The sequence below is a fragment of the Aromatoleum bremense genome, assembly GCF_017894365.1.
Classification (GTDB): domain Bacteria; phylum Pseudomonadota; class Gammaproteobacteria; order Burkholderiales; family Rhodocyclaceae; genus Aromatoleum; species Aromatoleum bremense.
On the sequence record NZ_CP059467.1, the window covers coordinates 386,197 to 399,451 of the forward strand.

The following is a 13,255-nucleotide window of genomic DNA, read 5'->3' on the forward strand; positions in this document are numbered from 1 at the left end:
CCGGCAGCGCGGCGCTTGCCGCAATGCTTAAGGTATTACGCCGCAGCCAGCGCCTTGGCGAGTTTCGCCTTCAGCCGCTGCGCGGTCTTCTCGGCGCCGACGACGAAGCGGCTGTGCTTGCCACGGGCGACTTCCTCGAGCGCGTCGCGCGCGGTGAACTCGAACGTCACGGCCGGGCCATTGACTTCGGTCACGGTCACGGTGATCTCGATCCACATGCCGAGCAAGGTCGCACCGACGTGGTCGAGTTCGACGCGCGTGCCGACCGAATCCTTGCCCGGCTCGATATTTTCGAGCAGCAGGTCGCGGCAGACGACTTCGATGTCGTACAGCAGGCTCGGCGTCGAGTAGACGCGGCAATCGTCGCCCATGAATCCGATCGTGCGACCGGCATCGATGTCGTAACGCCGCGTCGAGGTCAGGCCGGCTTTCAGAGTCTCGCTCATTTGATTTCCTCCAGTTGTTGCATGTTTTCCAAAGGCAGCCGTCCCGGATGGAGGGCTGCCGCTTTTTCAGCCAAGGCTTACTGATTGCGGTTCTTGATGGCGTCCGCGTTGAGGCGAGCCTCGACGTAGCGGACCAGCGCCCGGGTGCCGCGCCCGCAGTTGCGGAACACGCACACGCCCTGATCCATCAGGCGGGCAGCCATCGCATCGTAGAGGACGCCGCCGTCGACGATGCCGATCACCGGCTTGTCGTTGCGTTCGACCAGCGGCGGCATCAGATGGACCGTGCCCTTCGGGTCCGACAGGTCGAAGCCGGGGCGCAGCGTGCTCGATTCGAGGGCGCGGATCGAGGGCGCGGTCGGGTCGAGACCGACGACGACCGCGTCGATGTTCGGGTCGTCGAGGAAGGCCTGCGTGATCAGCAGGTGCGCCTCGTCGTCAGCGCCGGGATTGATGTCGATCGGGTTGCGCACTTCGACCAGCGCGTCGAGCCGCTTCGCGGCAAGGATCTCCTCGACGCGTTTGACGGTCGCGTCCTCGAGCACGCCCATGTCCAGCGCGAAAGTCTCGGAGACGATCGAATCGGCCATGCCGACGGCCTCGAAACCGGCGCCGCTGATCGCCCCGATGCGTTTGCCGACGGTTTTGTGATGCAGCGCTCCGGCAATGTAGAAGAGATCGTCGAACGTGTTGAAGTCGTCCGCGACGATCGCTCCGGCCTGGCGCAGCACCGACTCGAACAGCACCGGATCGCCGGCGATGGAAGCCGTATGGCCCATGACGCCGCCGGCACCGGCTTCGGTGCGGCCGGACTTGTAGACGACGACCTGCTTGCCGCTGACGACCGCCTTGCGTACCGCCTTGGCGAAATCGAGTCCGTCGCCGTCCTTGAAGCCTTCGATGTAGACGCCGATCGTCTCGATATCCGGCCGTTCGGCGAAGAAACCGAGCATGTCGCCGTGCGTCAGGTCGGTCTGGTTGCCGAGGGCGAGCATGAAGCGCGGGTCGAGCCACGGATTCTGCGACAGCCGCGTGATCATGAACGCGCCGCTCTGGCTCAGCATCACCGAGTTGCGTTCGGGCTTTTTCTGCGGTTTGGGCAGGCGCTCGAGCGGGATGAACCAGGAATCGTAGCCGCCCGGATGCGACACCACGCCGAGGCAGTTCGCGCCGAGGAAGATCGGCCCGCCGTCGGGTCTGCCGTGTGCCGCATTGATGCGCGCCGCGAGCGCCGCGGCCGGTTCCCTGCTCTTCGCCGTCTCGCCGAGGCTGCCGGGAATCAGCATCACCGACTCGACCGCGTCGGTTTCGATGATCTCGTCGACGAGGCCGTACACCGCATCGGCAGCAACCGCGACGATCAAGAGGTCGAGCTTGTGGTCGAGCGCCTTGAGGCTCTCGACGCAGCGCACGCCGTCGATCTCGGTCTCGCCGGGGCGCAGGATCGTCAGTTTTTCCTTCGGATAGCCGCTGCCCATCAGGTTCTTCAGGATGATGCGGCCGAAATTCATGCTCGTCGCCGACACGCCGATGATGCCGATCGACTGGGGATGGATGAGCTTGTCGATCTTGTGCACCGGACGCGGCAGGCGGCCCGCGACCGGGGCGCCGAACTCGAAGCGGGCGCTGCCGACGGTCGGCTTCTTGTTGAACTGCACCGAGTCGAGTTCGAGCGTGCGCAGCACGAACGGCGCCTGCGGGTTGGCCGCGGAATACTCGCGCGCGAGGCCGAGCATCAGGCCGAAGCAGAATTCGAGCACCTGGTCCGGCGGACGGCGTCCGTCACGCTGTGCCAGCGCTGCCATCTTCCGGTACGCGAGCGTGCGCCGGAACAGGCCGAGAAAGTCGGCGGCGTCGGTCAGTTCGACCGAGGCTGAAACGCTCGCGCGGTCCTTGCGGAAATTGTCGCGGTCGAGCTGCGCATCGATGCCGCCCTGCCCTGCGGTGATAACGATGCCGAACTCGCGCGTGTTGTTCAATTCGATGCGAAGATCGACGCCGCCCGGCGTCCCCTCGGCCAACGCGGCGCCGAAGCTCGCAACGAACTTTTCGAGTTCCGCGGCGTTGAGCGCGTCGCGCCCTTCCGATGCCGCCTGCTTGAACAGCTCTCCGGCCACGGCGTTCACCGTCGCGCCCGGATTGAAGGTCGACCGATCGTTCACTGTGCTGTCTCCGTTATCGCCCCGCGGCTTGCCGCACGGCTTTTGTTGGAATTCCCTTCTGCTACCGGTGCCGTATCACACACTCGCCTTCGGCCGCTTGTCGACGACGCGCTTCGCCTTGCCGACCTGCGTGCGCTCGATGCTGTCCGTCTCGAGCACATGGACGTCAGCCGACACGCCGACCGCGCTCTTGATCTCGTGGCGGAGCTCGGTCGCGATCGCGGCGCGCTGGCTCGCACTGAGCACCTCCGACAGGTCGTGGCGCACTTCGGCAAGCACCGTCATCTCGTCCATGTGGTGCTCGCGAGTGATCTGCAGCTGGTAATGGCCACACAGGCATTCATGCTTGAGCAGGATTTCCTCGATCTGCGTCGGGAAGACGTTCACGCCGCGGATGATCAGCATGTCGTCACTGCGGCCGGTGATCTTGCCGATGCGGCGCATCGTCCGCGCGGTCCCCGGCAGCAGCACGGTGAGGTCGCGCGTGCGGTAGCGGATGATCGGCAGCGCTTCCTTCGTCAGCGACGTGAACACGAGCTCGCCCGGTTCGCCGTCGGGCAGCACTTCGCCCGTCTCGGGATCGATGATTTCGGGATAGAAATGGTCTTCCCAGATGTGCGGGCCGTCCTTCGTCTCGATGCATTCGCAGGCGACGCCCGGACCGACGACTTCGGACAGACCGTAGATGTCGATCGCATCGATGCCGAGGCGCGTCTCGATCTCGCGGCGCATCTCGTTGGTCCAGGGTTCGGCGCCGAACACGCCGAGGCGCAGCGACGTCGAAGCCGGATCGATGCCCTGGCGCTGCAACTCGTCGGCGATCGTCAGCATGTATGACGGCGTCGCGAGGATGATCGTCGGGCCGAATTCGCGGATCAGCTGCACCTGTTTCTCGGTGTTGCCACCACCCATCGGGATCACCGCAGCGCCGAGATTCTCGCCGCCGTAATGCGCCCCGAGGCCGCCGGTGAACAAGCCGTAGCCGTAGGAATTCAGGATGATGTCGTTGCGCGTGCCGCCGGCGGCGCGCAGCGATCGGCCCATGACGCCCGCCCACATCGCGATGTCGTTCTTCGTGTAGCCGACGACGGTCGGAAGACCGGTCGTGCCGGACGAGGCGTGCACGCGCACGATCTCGCTCATCGGCACCGCGAACATCCCGTAGGGGTAGTTCTCGCGCAGCGCCGATTTCGTCGTGAAGGGGAAACGGGCGAGATCGGACAATTGCTTCAGGTCGGACGGATGCACGCCGGCCGCGTCGAAAGCGGCGCGGTAATGGGGCACGTTGTCGTATGCGTGCTGCAGCGACCATTTCATCCGTTCGAGCTGCAGCGCGGCAAGTTCCTCGCGGCTCGCCTTCTCGATCGGTTCCAGTTCGTCACCTGCCGGGGGGCGCCCCGACTCCCAGTCTTGTCTAGCCGCCATGGGCTTGCTCCGAAAAACGTTGTACGAATTTTGCATTTTCCACGACCTTCCCCTGAATATGCTCGATCTGCGCGGGGCTGAGGTGGCGGAAGCGTCCCATGGCCTTGAGATAGTCGGTGACCGGCAGGGGGTCGTCGACGGGGCGGGTGAAGTTGAGGCCCTCGCCCGGGGTGAATTCCCACAGCATGACGAAGTTGGTCTCGACGGCTTTCCGCGCGACCTCCATGTTCTGGTCGGACGCAAAGCGCCAGCCGGTCGTGCACGGCGAATACACATGCACGTAGGCGAAACCGGTTTTCGACGCCTCGATCGCGCGCTCGAGCTTCGCGTAGAGGTCCTCCATGTAGGCGGTCGAGGCGGTCGCGACATACGCGCAGCGATGGTTCACCATGATCAGCGGCAGGTTCTTCGCGTCCTGCGTCTTGCCCTGCGCCGGCTGCCCCGCGGCGCAGCCCGCGCCGATCGGCGTCGTCGAGGTCCAGGCGCCGTACGGCGTGCAGCTCGAGCGCTGCATGCCGGTGTTCATGTAGCCCTCGTTGTCGACGACCATGAAGAGCATCTGCTCGCCGCGCTCGGCCGCCCCCGACAGCGACTGGAAGCCGACATCGGAGGCCCCGCCGTCGCCGGCGATCGCGAGCGCGGTCACCTCGCGCCCCATCCTCTTGAACTGGCGCTTGACGCCCGCGAGCATCGCCGCGGTGTTCGTCAGGAGCGGATGGAACACCGGCACTTTCGTGCCGGTCGTGCCGTTGAAGCCGACCGAGCCCATGCCGGGTACGCACCCCGGAGGGGTCGCGAGCACCGTGTCGGGGCCGACGCGGCGCAGCGTGTGGCGCATCAAGAGCTCCGTGTTGCAGCCCTGGCAGCCGGCCAAGCCCGGCGCGAACAGATCCTCCCAGTCGCCGACCTCATTGTAGATCTTGGCCGTCGTCACGTACGTGAGCGCCCCTTTCGGGCACGCCGGCACGCACGCGGGGCGCCCGTCACAGGTGTCGCACTTGGCGACGTGCCCCGTGGCTTGCTCCAACGCGATGCCGCCGTACGCACAGCCGACCGTGCACAGCAGGCAATCGACGCATTTCGAAGCGTCCCAGCCGATCACGCCCGACGCACCGTCCTTGGCAAGCGCGCCTGCCGGACACACGGTGACGCATTTCGGATCGGCGCACTGGCGGCACAGCGCCAGCTCGAACGCGTTTTCAGTGGCGTCCTCAGTGGCGTCCTTAGTGGCATTACCTCGGCCGACGATCTGGATGCGCGAGCGCGCCGTGTCGGAAGTCCCGGTCTTGGCCTGCGCGCAGGCCATCATGCAATCGCCGCAGCCGTCGCACTTGGCGGGGTCGAAGGCGATCGTGCTGTAAGCTCGTCCCATATCTGCTCCTTGATCGGGCGCTTCTAGCGCCACGTCCTCGACATCAGCTCACGGCCGACTTTGAGCGGGTCGGCGACCAGGCGCTCCTTGACTGCCGTGAGGTCCATGCGCCGCACGATCAGCTGCGCCATGATGCCGCCGTCGAAGAATTCATTGACCCCGAAGATGCCGGCGAGCCGTCCGTCGCGGAAGATCGCCTTCAGGTAGCGCCCGGTTTTTTCGTCGAAGCGGGTCATGACCTCACTGCCTGCGGGCGCCTCGCTCGAGCCCACCGAGATCGCATGCCGGCCGAAGAAGTGGTAGGTGTTGAGTGGCACGCCGCCCGCGTAAGGGCGGATGCCCGCATCGCCCGCCATCGCCATGCCGGCGAGGCGCCCCTGCTCGGTGGCCGAAGGCAGGATGGCGTTGACGCGCGGCGTCGGCGAGAAGAAATGCTTCGCCTGCGCGCAGTCGCCCGCTGCCCAGACGTTCGGGCGACTGGTGCGCATCGTGTCGTCGACGAGGATGCCGTGCTCGAACGCGACGCCGCTGCCGTCGAGGTAGTCGAGGTTCGGCTTGACGCCGGTCGCCACGAGCAGGAGATCGGCTTCGAGCGTCGTGCCGTTGGCGAGCGTCAGGCGCGCACCCACCGATGAGGGCTCGAGGCGCACGACGCGGCTGCCGGTCAGGATCTTCGCGCCGTTGTCGATAAAGGCCTGCTCGATCATCTGCGCGGCAACTTTGTCGAAGTAGCCCGCGGTGAGCTGGTCGCTCATCTCGACGATGGTCACGCTCGCGCCCGCCTTGACGAGGTTCTCCGCGGCGTGCATGCCGACGAGGCCCGCGCCGAGCACCACCGCCTGGCGCGACTGCGCGATCGCCTCGCGCAGCCCGAGCGCGTCGTCGAGGGTGCGCAGCACGTGGTAGGCGACGGTGTCGATGCCCGGGATCGGCGGGATCGCGGGCGAGGTGCCGGTGGCGAGCAAGAGCTTGTCGTAGGCGAGGTGCGTGCCGTCGGCCAGTTCCGCGGTGTTCGCGTCCGCGTCGAGTGCGGCGAGTCCCGCACCCGGCCGGTAGCTCACCGCGTTGCGGGCGAAGAAGTCGTCGTCCCTGAGGAACACGCGCTCGGGCGCGGATTTTCCGGACACGACGTAGGGCAGCACGGTCGGCGAATACGGCAGGTGGGCGTCGCGCGTCACCACCGTCAGGGTGCCGGTCGCGTCATGCATGCGGATCGCGCTGATCGCCTCGAGCGCCGCGTGGCTGCTGCCGACGACGAGGTATTGGGTGTGTTCCATTGCTGGTTCCATGGTTCTGCCGCCCTCAGTCATTCTCGTTGAGCCACACCGGCTCGTTGGGCGCCGGCCCGTCGAGCAGCCGCTCGGTGGCGTCGATGACGCGGTGAAAGTGGCCAATCGTGATGTCCGCGCCCGCCAGGCCCCCGATGAAGCTCATCGCCGGCAGCACCGTGCCCGCCTCGCGCGCGAGGCGGTACAGCACGCCGAGCACTTCCTGGTACATCGGCCCGCAGTTCCAGCGAAAGCCCACCGAGCGGTCGACGACACCGAGCGCGCGCACCTTCGACAGGGCGCGCATCAACGCCTCGACCGGGAACGGGCTGAAAGTCTTGATCTTGATGAGGCCGACCTTGCGGCCCGCTTCGCGCGCTTCATCCACGGCGTCCTTGGCCGCGCCCGTCATGCTGCCGAGCGTCATGATCGCGAACTCGGCATCGTCGAGGCGGTACTCCTCGACGAGCGGCGCGTAGCTGCGCCCGAAGCGGCTCGCCCACTCGGCGTGCACGGCCTCGATGACGCCCAGCGCGTTCTGCATGCCGCGGCACTGGCTCTTGCGATAGCGCACGAACGTCGCCGGCCCCTTGCCGCCCGAGCCGCCAGTGAGCGGATCGACCGCCATGGGCTTCATCGGGTCGAGCGCGACGTGCCAGTTCACGTCCTTCGCCCCCATGAACGCGTCGACGTCCGATTGCTCGGGCAGCTCGACGCGTGACGTGCCGTACGACAGGTAGTTGCCGTCGAGGCAGATGTTAACGGGGAGCATGACGTCGTGGTCTTCGGCGATCCTGAACGCCATCACCGTGGTGTCGAGCACTTCCTGCACCGTCTCGCAGTAGATCTGCACCCAGCCGACTTCGCGCACCGTCATCGCGTCCTGGTGCCCGCCCCACACGCACTGCGGCGTGATGCCGTCGCGCGTGACGATCGACATCACGATCGGCAGGCGCATGCCGGAGGTGCGAAAGTACGGTTCGAACATGAACGCGAGCCCCGGCCCGCAGGTCGCGGTGTAGGTGCGCGCGCCGGCCAAGGCGCCTCCCTGCAGCACCGACAGCACCGAGTGCTCGCCTTCGGCGTCCACGATGTCGGCGTCCATCCTGCCGTCGGCGATGAGCTTGGCGACGTGCTCGACGAGGGACGACTGCGGCGTGATCGGATACACCGCGACCATGTCGGGGCGCGCGAGCGCGACGCCGAGCGCGGCCGCTTCGTTGCCTTCGCACAGCATCACTTTCTGCTTCGTCGGCGCGCCGACGGCGGGTTTTTCGAGCGTGGTGGTGCTCATGTTCACTGGGCCTCCCCGATCATCGTGATCGCGCGCTGCGGGCATTCGGTCGCACAGATGCCGCAGCCCTTGCAGGTGTTGAGGTTGAAGTCGAACCACGCGGCGTGCTCCTCGACGCACTGCACCGGGCAGTACAGCCAGCACACCGCGCATTTGACGCATTTGTCGCGGTCGATGACCGGGCGCTGGCTGCGCCAGTCGCCGGGCAGCATCGGGCTGATGTCGGTCGCGACCGGGCACAGGTCGTCGGGGACATTCGCCTGCTCGAGGTTGAACAGCGGATAGCTTTGATGCCGGCTCATGCGGCGGCCCTCCTTGCGATCGTGTGCACGGTCGTCTCGGCGTAGCCGCGCTCGAGCGCCGTCATGTTCTGCGCGAGCCCGGCGTCGCGAAAGTCCGAGTCCTCGAGCGCGCGCTTCAACGCGTCGAGCGACACCACCCCCGTCGTCTTCGCGAACGCACCGAGCATCAAGGTGTTGGTGATCGGGCGGCGGAAGATCTCGATCGCGATCTTCACCGCATCACACAGGCCGACGCGCCCGACCGTGTCGGGCAGCACGAGCTCGCCAAGCGCCTTGTGCGTCGCCTGTACCAGCGTGCCGCCCGGCTTCAGCCCGGCGAAGATGTCGACCGAGCGGGTCAGCGTCGGATCGACGCAGATCAGGCAGTCGGGGTGGTAGATATTGGTGAGCTGGCGGATTTCGCGCTCGCTTGCGCGCAGGAACGACACCACCGGCGCGCCGCGCCGCTCGAAACCGAACGACGGGATCGATACCGCGTATTTGCCTTCCTCGACCAGCGCCGCGGCCAGAATGCCCGACGCCAGCACCGAACCCTGGCCGCCCCGGCCATGGAATCGCACTTCGTACATGTTGTCTCCTCCTGCCTCGCAGGGACGGGACGGCTTGGCCCCGCCTTGTGGTTTGCTTCGGGTGCTACCGGATTGCTATTCGTGCTGTGTCAGTTGGCCCCGCCCCAGCCCGGTTTCACCGCGGCGCCGGCCGGACCGCGCCCGCGCACCGGCAGGTGCGGCAGCGCGAAGCCCTGCGTGAAGGCGGCGCGGCGCACCAGCGTGTATTTGACGAGCCAGCCGCCGCCGACCGCGAGCAGTCCGGCCGGAATCAGCGCGAGGCCCGCCAGCGGCGCGCCGAGCGCCGCCAGCAGTAGCAAGGCCGCCGCCAGCAGGTTGCCGAACTTGAGGAACGGCCCGTCGACCGCCGCCAGCGCACGCAGGCTGCCTTCCGGCGCCCCGTCGGCGCGCAGGCCGGCGAGGTAGCTGCGCCACGCGAGCACGCGCACGAGCAGCAACCCGAGCGTCACGGCGGCGACGCCGAGCTGGCCCGCCGCGCTCGTCATCACGAACGGCGACGCCACCGCCACCAGCGCCGCGCCTTCAGCGAAACCGGTCGCGACCAGCATCGGCCGGCAGCGCGGATGGCGCCACGCCGGAATGCCCTTGTCGGCCGACAGGATGCGTGCCTGGGCATAGACGAAGGCGGCGCCGAACACGCCCGTCAGCAGCACGAACAGGCTGTGCCCGGTGAGCAGTGCAAGCGCGCCACAGCCAAACACCAGCGGCGCCACCGCCGCCTCCCGCGTCATCCACGAGGTGGCCAGGTGCCGATAGACGTTCAACGCGCGCCACGGCTTGCCGATCTCGAACCACACGCAGGTGAGCCCCGCACCGATCAGCGCCATCCCGCCGAGCAGCAGGGCGCGAACGTCGATGCCCGCGAGGCTCGCCAGCGCGGCGAAGGCGAGCAGCCCGCCGCCGGCGCCTCCGGCAATGAAGTTCGATGCCGCGCGCCAGTCCCAGTGGTGCTGCTGCCGCGGCCCGATCCGCTCGCCCGCCTTCAAGGTCTTCGCTTTCATCCCCGCCTTCACCCCTTGTCCCAGATGTAATACACGCCGGGGCCCGTGCCGAGTTCCTCGTGCATGCGAAACGATTGCGTCTCGGCGAGCAGCCGGCTCACGTTGCTCGTCGGGTCGTCGAGGTCGCCGAAGCTCATCGCCCCCGAGATGCAGGAATTGACGCATGCCGGCGTGACGTCCGGGTCGCGCCCGGGCACCTGGCCGGTTCTCGCCGCCTCGTCGATGCGATCGACGCAGAACGTGCATTTCATCGACACCGAGATCCGCGCCGCATCGAAGCGCACCGCTTCCGACTTGATCGGCGTGTCGCCGTAGGCGAACTTCGCCTCGTGCACGATCGAGCGCGCCTCGTACGGACAGGCCATCACGCAGTTCGCGCAGCCGATGCAGGTGTCGTAGTCGATAGTCACCAGCCCGTCGGCACGCTTTTTCGTCGCCGTGGTCGGGCACACTTCCTCGCACGGCGGCTCGTCGCAGTGCATGCACGAGATCGGCACGAAGCTGCGGCGCACGTCGGGAAATTCGCCCGATTCGATATCGAGCACGCGCCGCCACTGCACGCCCGGGGGCGTCGCGTTGGCGTTCTTGCACGCCGCGGTACAGGTCTGGCAGCCGACGCAGCGGCGCAGGTCGATGGCCATCACGTAGCGGGTCATACAGTCTCCTTAGCAGCAACCTTGCGCACCGCAACGCGCACGATGTCCGAGCCCGAGCCGGTCGCGTCCGTCAGCTCGAGCGACATCGGCGCGATCGTGTTGAGGCTCGGCATGCCGAAGTCGCGGGCGAAAGGCGTCGCCCAGTGGTCGAACTGGCCGAGGATCACCAAGGTGTCCGGGCGCACGCCCTGCGCGAGCACCGCGTCGCCGTAGGTCGCGCCGATGTGCGAGCGGATCTCGACGCGGTCGCCCTCATTGATGCCGAGGCGCTTGGCGGTGCCCGCGTTGATGATCACGCCGGTGTGGCCGCGCACGTTCTGCGCGACTTCGCGCATCAGCGCGATCGAGACGTTGCCGCCGGTGTGGTACTGCATGCTCTTGGTCGCGAGCAGCCACAGCGGGAAGTCGTCCGGGTTGGCGCCGGCATTTTTGAGCTGCTCGGTCCAGCGCCCGGGCACGTCGTGCCACTCGGGCAGCGCCGTGTATTCGGAGAGCTGCGCGTCCCACCAGTGCATCTTCTGTTCGTGCAGCCGGTTGCCCAGTTCCCGGCCGATCCGAAGCAACCGCTCCTGGTACGGCATCTCGTAGCGGAGATTGTGCTTCTCGAGCGTCGGCGTGAGGTACCAGTCGAACTTCGACATCGGCACGGTGTAGAAGCCGTGCTCCTTGAACCATTCGAGGTCGTGCGTCTCGGCCCCGTGCGACAGGCTCGCGGAAGACGCCTTGCAGATCGCGTCCCAGATCGCCTCGACGCCATGTTCCCGGCTCGGGTCGAGGGTATGGTCGTACTGCTCGCCTTTCAACGGCGCCCCGCCCCCGGCGCCGCGGTTGAGCGCCGTGTTGTAGCCTTCGAGCAGCCCGGTGCGCTTCGCCAGTTCCGTGCTGATCCACGTGAAGTCGCGCGCCTCGCCCTGCGGTGCGACCGCGGGCTGGCGCAGCACGACGCCGCGGTGCTCCCAGAACTGCTCGACGAACTTCGTGCCGCCGACCTTGATCATCTGCAGCGACTCGAGGTCGGTCGCCTCGGGCAGCAGGACGTCGGCCATCCAGTTGGTTTCATCGACCGTGTAGGCGAAGCACACCGTGAACGGGAACGTCGCGATCGTATCGACCAGCGTCGGCGTGTCCCAGAACGAGATCGCCGGGTTCGAGCGATAGACGAACCACACGTCGGGCAGCGTCGGCACGGGCATCGACCAGTCGCTGGGCACCTCGCGCAGGTGCATCCACGCCAGTTGCGTCGGGCCCAGCGCCTGGCTCCAGGCGCTGTTGCCGACGATCGGCACGAGCGTGCGGTGCGCGTTGCGCCCGGTCGGCGTCGCTACCCAGTGTTCCTTGTCGGTCGGATTGAAATTCTGTGCCATGAAGCCGTCTTCGCCGGCTTTGACGCTGCTGTGGCGGTCATCGTGCGGGCGGTTCAGCCGCACCGTCGTGCCGAGCGTGCCGCCGGGGTTCTCGAGCGCGCCGACGAGGGTCGCAAGGAGCGTCCGCGCCCAGCAGCATTCGAACGCACCCCAGCCGTTGTTGACCGACTTGCCGAGCGTCACCGCGACCGGGCGCAGCGGCAAGGTCCGGCCGTCGATGTCGATCGTCGCGCCGATCGAGGCCGCTTCGAGGTATTCGTTGGCGATGCGCCGGATCGTTGCGGCCGGCACGTCGCAGACGCCTGCGGCCCATTCCGGGGTGTATTTCTTCATGTGCTCGACGAGCATCGTGTACGCGGTCTTGCCGTCGACCGCGCCCATCTCGCGATGCACGTCGTCGGCGTCGACGCTCACGGCACCGGCCACGGCAAAGCACCCGGCCACCGCCGGCACCACGGCCGGCGTATCGAAGGGCACGGCGCGCCCGCTCGCCTCGTCCCACAGCAGCGGCTTGGCGCTTGCCGCGTCGCGCAGGTACAGGCCATCGGGGCCGACGAGATACGGCGACGAGGTGCGATCGCGCAGGAACGGCACGTCGAGCTTGTCCAGCCCCTGTTCGCACACCAGCACGTGGATCAGCGCGAACATGAACGCCGGGTCGGTCTTCGGCCGGATCGGCACCCATTCGGCCGAGCACGCGCCGGTCACCGACAGGTGCGGCTCGACCTGCACGCGCTTGTAGCCGCGCACGCGCGCCCCCGCGTGACGCGTCACCGCGCACGGGCCGCCGGAGGCCTCGACGTTCGAGCCGATCGAGATCACGTAGTCCGCGAGCGGCGTGTCGGCCGCGACCGTGAATGCGCGATGCCAGAACTCGCCGTACAGGTGCTCGGAGTGCACGCACTTGACGCCCTGACCCGAGCCGAAGCTGAAGTCGATCGGCCCCCATGCGGCGAGGAACGCGGGAAGGGTGCCCATGTACATGCCGGGCGTGCCGCCGTGGCCGAAGCTCGCGGCGAGCCGCGGCAGCCCGGCCTCGTCGGTCAGCCCCTTCGCGCGCGTCGCGGTGAGTTTGGCAGCGACCAGATCGAGCGCCTCGTCCCACGACACCGGCACGAAGCCGGGATCCTCGTCGCGCCCCTTCTTCGGGTTGGTGCGCTTCATCGGCTGCAGCACGCGGTGCGGGTTGTAGGTCTTTTGCACCAGCCCGTAAGCCTTCACGCACACGCGCCCGCGCGCCGGATGCACGTCCTCGGCGGCGAAGTTCGGCTCGATTTCGGTCGCGACGCCGTCGACGACTTTCACCGTCATGAAGTCCGGGCCGGCGACGCAGTTGTAGCAGTAGCTCGGGACTTTGGCGACCGACTGCGGCTTGGGGGCAAGCGTCATGGTGTTC

At 67.5% G+C, this 13,255-nt stretch carries 11 protein-coding genes; all 11 read right to left on the reverse strand.

Translation table 11 applies throughout. From position 1 onward, the window contains the following. Positions 1-35 precede the first annotated feature (35 nt). A complete protein-coding gene (locus pbN1_RS01775) occupies positions 36-446 on the reverse strand; it encodes a thioesterase family protein (protein WP_169117896.1) in 411 nt (136 codons plus the stop codon). 77 nt (positions 447-523) lie between these two features. Continuing rightward, the gene (locus tag pbN1_RS01780) at positions 524-2,608 is read right to left on the reverse strand and encodes a CoA-binding protein (protein WP_169202150.1); all 2,085 of its coding nucleotides are present in this window, start codon (positions 2,606-2,608) and stop codon (positions 524-526) included. A 75-nt stretch (positions 2,609-2,683) separates the two neighbouring features. Further along, entirely contained in the window at positions 2,684-4,033 is a 1,350-nt protein-coding gene (paaK, locus tag pbN1_RS01785) for a phenylacetate--CoA ligase PaaK (RefSeq protein ID WP_169202151.1), read from the reverse strand. After that, a complete protein-coding gene (gene padI, locus pbN1_RS01790; protein ID WP_169202152.1) occupies positions 4,023-5,405 on the reverse strand; it encodes an NADH-dependent phenylglyoxylate dehydrogenase subunit beta in 1,383 nt (460 codons plus the stop codon). Before padI ends, paaK begins: the two co-directional genes overlap by 11 nt. A gap of 23 nt (positions 5,406-5,428) precedes the next feature. Further along, entirely contained in the window at positions 5,429-6,682 is a 1,254-nt protein-coding gene (padH, locus tag pbN1_RS01795) for an NADH-dependent phenylglyoxylate dehydrogenase subunit epsilon (RefSeq protein ID WP_244857112.1), read from the reverse strand. A 25-nt stretch (positions 6,683-6,707) separates the two neighbouring features. Further along, positions 6,708-7,967: an NADH-dependent phenylglyoxylate dehydrogenase subunit alpha gene (padG, locus tag pbN1_RS01800; RefSeq protein ID WP_169204257.1), complete on the reverse strand. Its 1,260-nt coding sequence runs from the start codon at positions 7,965-7,967 to the stop codon at positions 6,708-6,710. A gap of 2 nt (positions 7,968-7,969) precedes the next feature. Further along, positions 7,970-8,269, reverse strand: a complete 300-nt coding sequence (gene padF / locus pbN1_RS01805) for an NADH-dependent phenylglyoxylate dehydrogenase subunit delta (RefSeq protein ID WP_169204256.1) — start codon at positions 8,267-8,269, stop codon at positions 7,970-7,972. After that, the gene (padE, locus tag pbN1_RS01810; RefSeq protein WP_169204255.1) at positions 8,266-8,838 is read right to left on the reverse strand and encodes an NADH-dependent phenylglyoxylate dehydrogenase subunit gamma; all 573 of its coding nucleotides are present in this window, start codon (positions 8,836-8,838) and stop codon (positions 8,266-8,268) included. The genes padF and padE overlap by 4 nt, the downstream gene beginning before the upstream one ends. A gap of 89 nt (positions 8,839-8,927) precedes the next feature. Next, positions 8,928-9,839: a DmsC/YnfH family molybdoenzyme membrane anchor subunit gene (locus tag pbN1_RS01815; RefSeq protein ID WP_169204254.1), complete on the reverse strand. Its 912-nt coding sequence runs from the start codon at positions 9,837-9,839 to the stop codon at positions 8,928-8,930. Positions 9,840-9,847: 8 nt separating this feature from the next. Next, positions 9,848-10,495 carry a 4Fe-4S dicluster domain-containing protein gene (locus tag pbN1_RS01820; RefSeq protein ID WP_169203674.1) on the reverse strand — a complete coding sequence of 216 codons (648 nt, stop codon included), beginning with the start codon at positions 10,493-10,495 and terminating at the stop codon, positions 9,848-9,850. Next, a complete protein-coding gene (locus tag pbN1_RS01825; protein WP_210147635.1) occupies positions 10,492-13,248 on the reverse strand; it encodes a molybdopterin-dependent oxidoreductase in 2,757 nt (918 codons plus the stop codon). The genes pbN1_RS01820 and pbN1_RS01825 overlap by 4 nt, the downstream gene beginning before the upstream one ends. Positions 13,249-13,255: the final 7 nt, after the last annotated feature.

Coding starts and splice junctions, on each gene's coding strand:
- pbN1_RS01815 (WP_169204254.1), bottom strand. CDS start 9,839: ATGAAAGCGAAGACCTTGAAGGCGGGCGAGCGGATCGGGCCGCGGCAG.
- paaK (WP_169202151.1), bottom strand. CDS start 4,033: ATGGCGGCTAGACAAGACTGGGAGTCGGGGCGCCCCCCGGCAGGTGAC.
- padG (WP_169204257.1), bottom strand. CDS start 7,967: ATGAGCACCACCACGCTCGAAAAACCCGCCGTCGGCGCGCCGACGAAG.
- padI (WP_169202152.1), bottom strand. CDS start 5,405: ATGGGACGAGCTTACAGCACGATCGCCTTCGACCCCGCCAAGTGCGAC.
- padE (WP_169204255.1), bottom strand. CDS start 8,838: ATGTACGAAGTGCGATTCCATGGCCGGGGCGGCCAGGGTTCGGTGCTG.
- pbN1_RS01820 (WP_169203674.1), bottom strand. CDS start 10,495: ATGACCCGCTACGTGATGGCCATCGACCTGCGCCGCTGCGTCGGCTGC.
- padH (WP_244857112.1), bottom strand. CDS start 6,682: ATGGAACACACCCAATACCTCGTCGTCGGCAGCAGCCACGCGGCGCTC.
- padF (WP_169204256.1), bottom strand. CDS start 8,269: ATGAGCCGGCATCAAAGCTATCCGCTGTTCAACCTCGAGCAGGCGAAT.
- pbN1_RS01775 (WP_169117896.1), bottom strand. CDS start 446: ATGAGCGAGACTCTGAAAGCCGGCCTGACCTCGACGCGGCGTTACGAC.
- pbN1_RS01825 (WP_210147635.1), bottom strand. CDS start 13,248: ATGACGCTTGCCCCCAAGCCGCAGTCGGTCGCCAAAGTCCCGAGCTAC.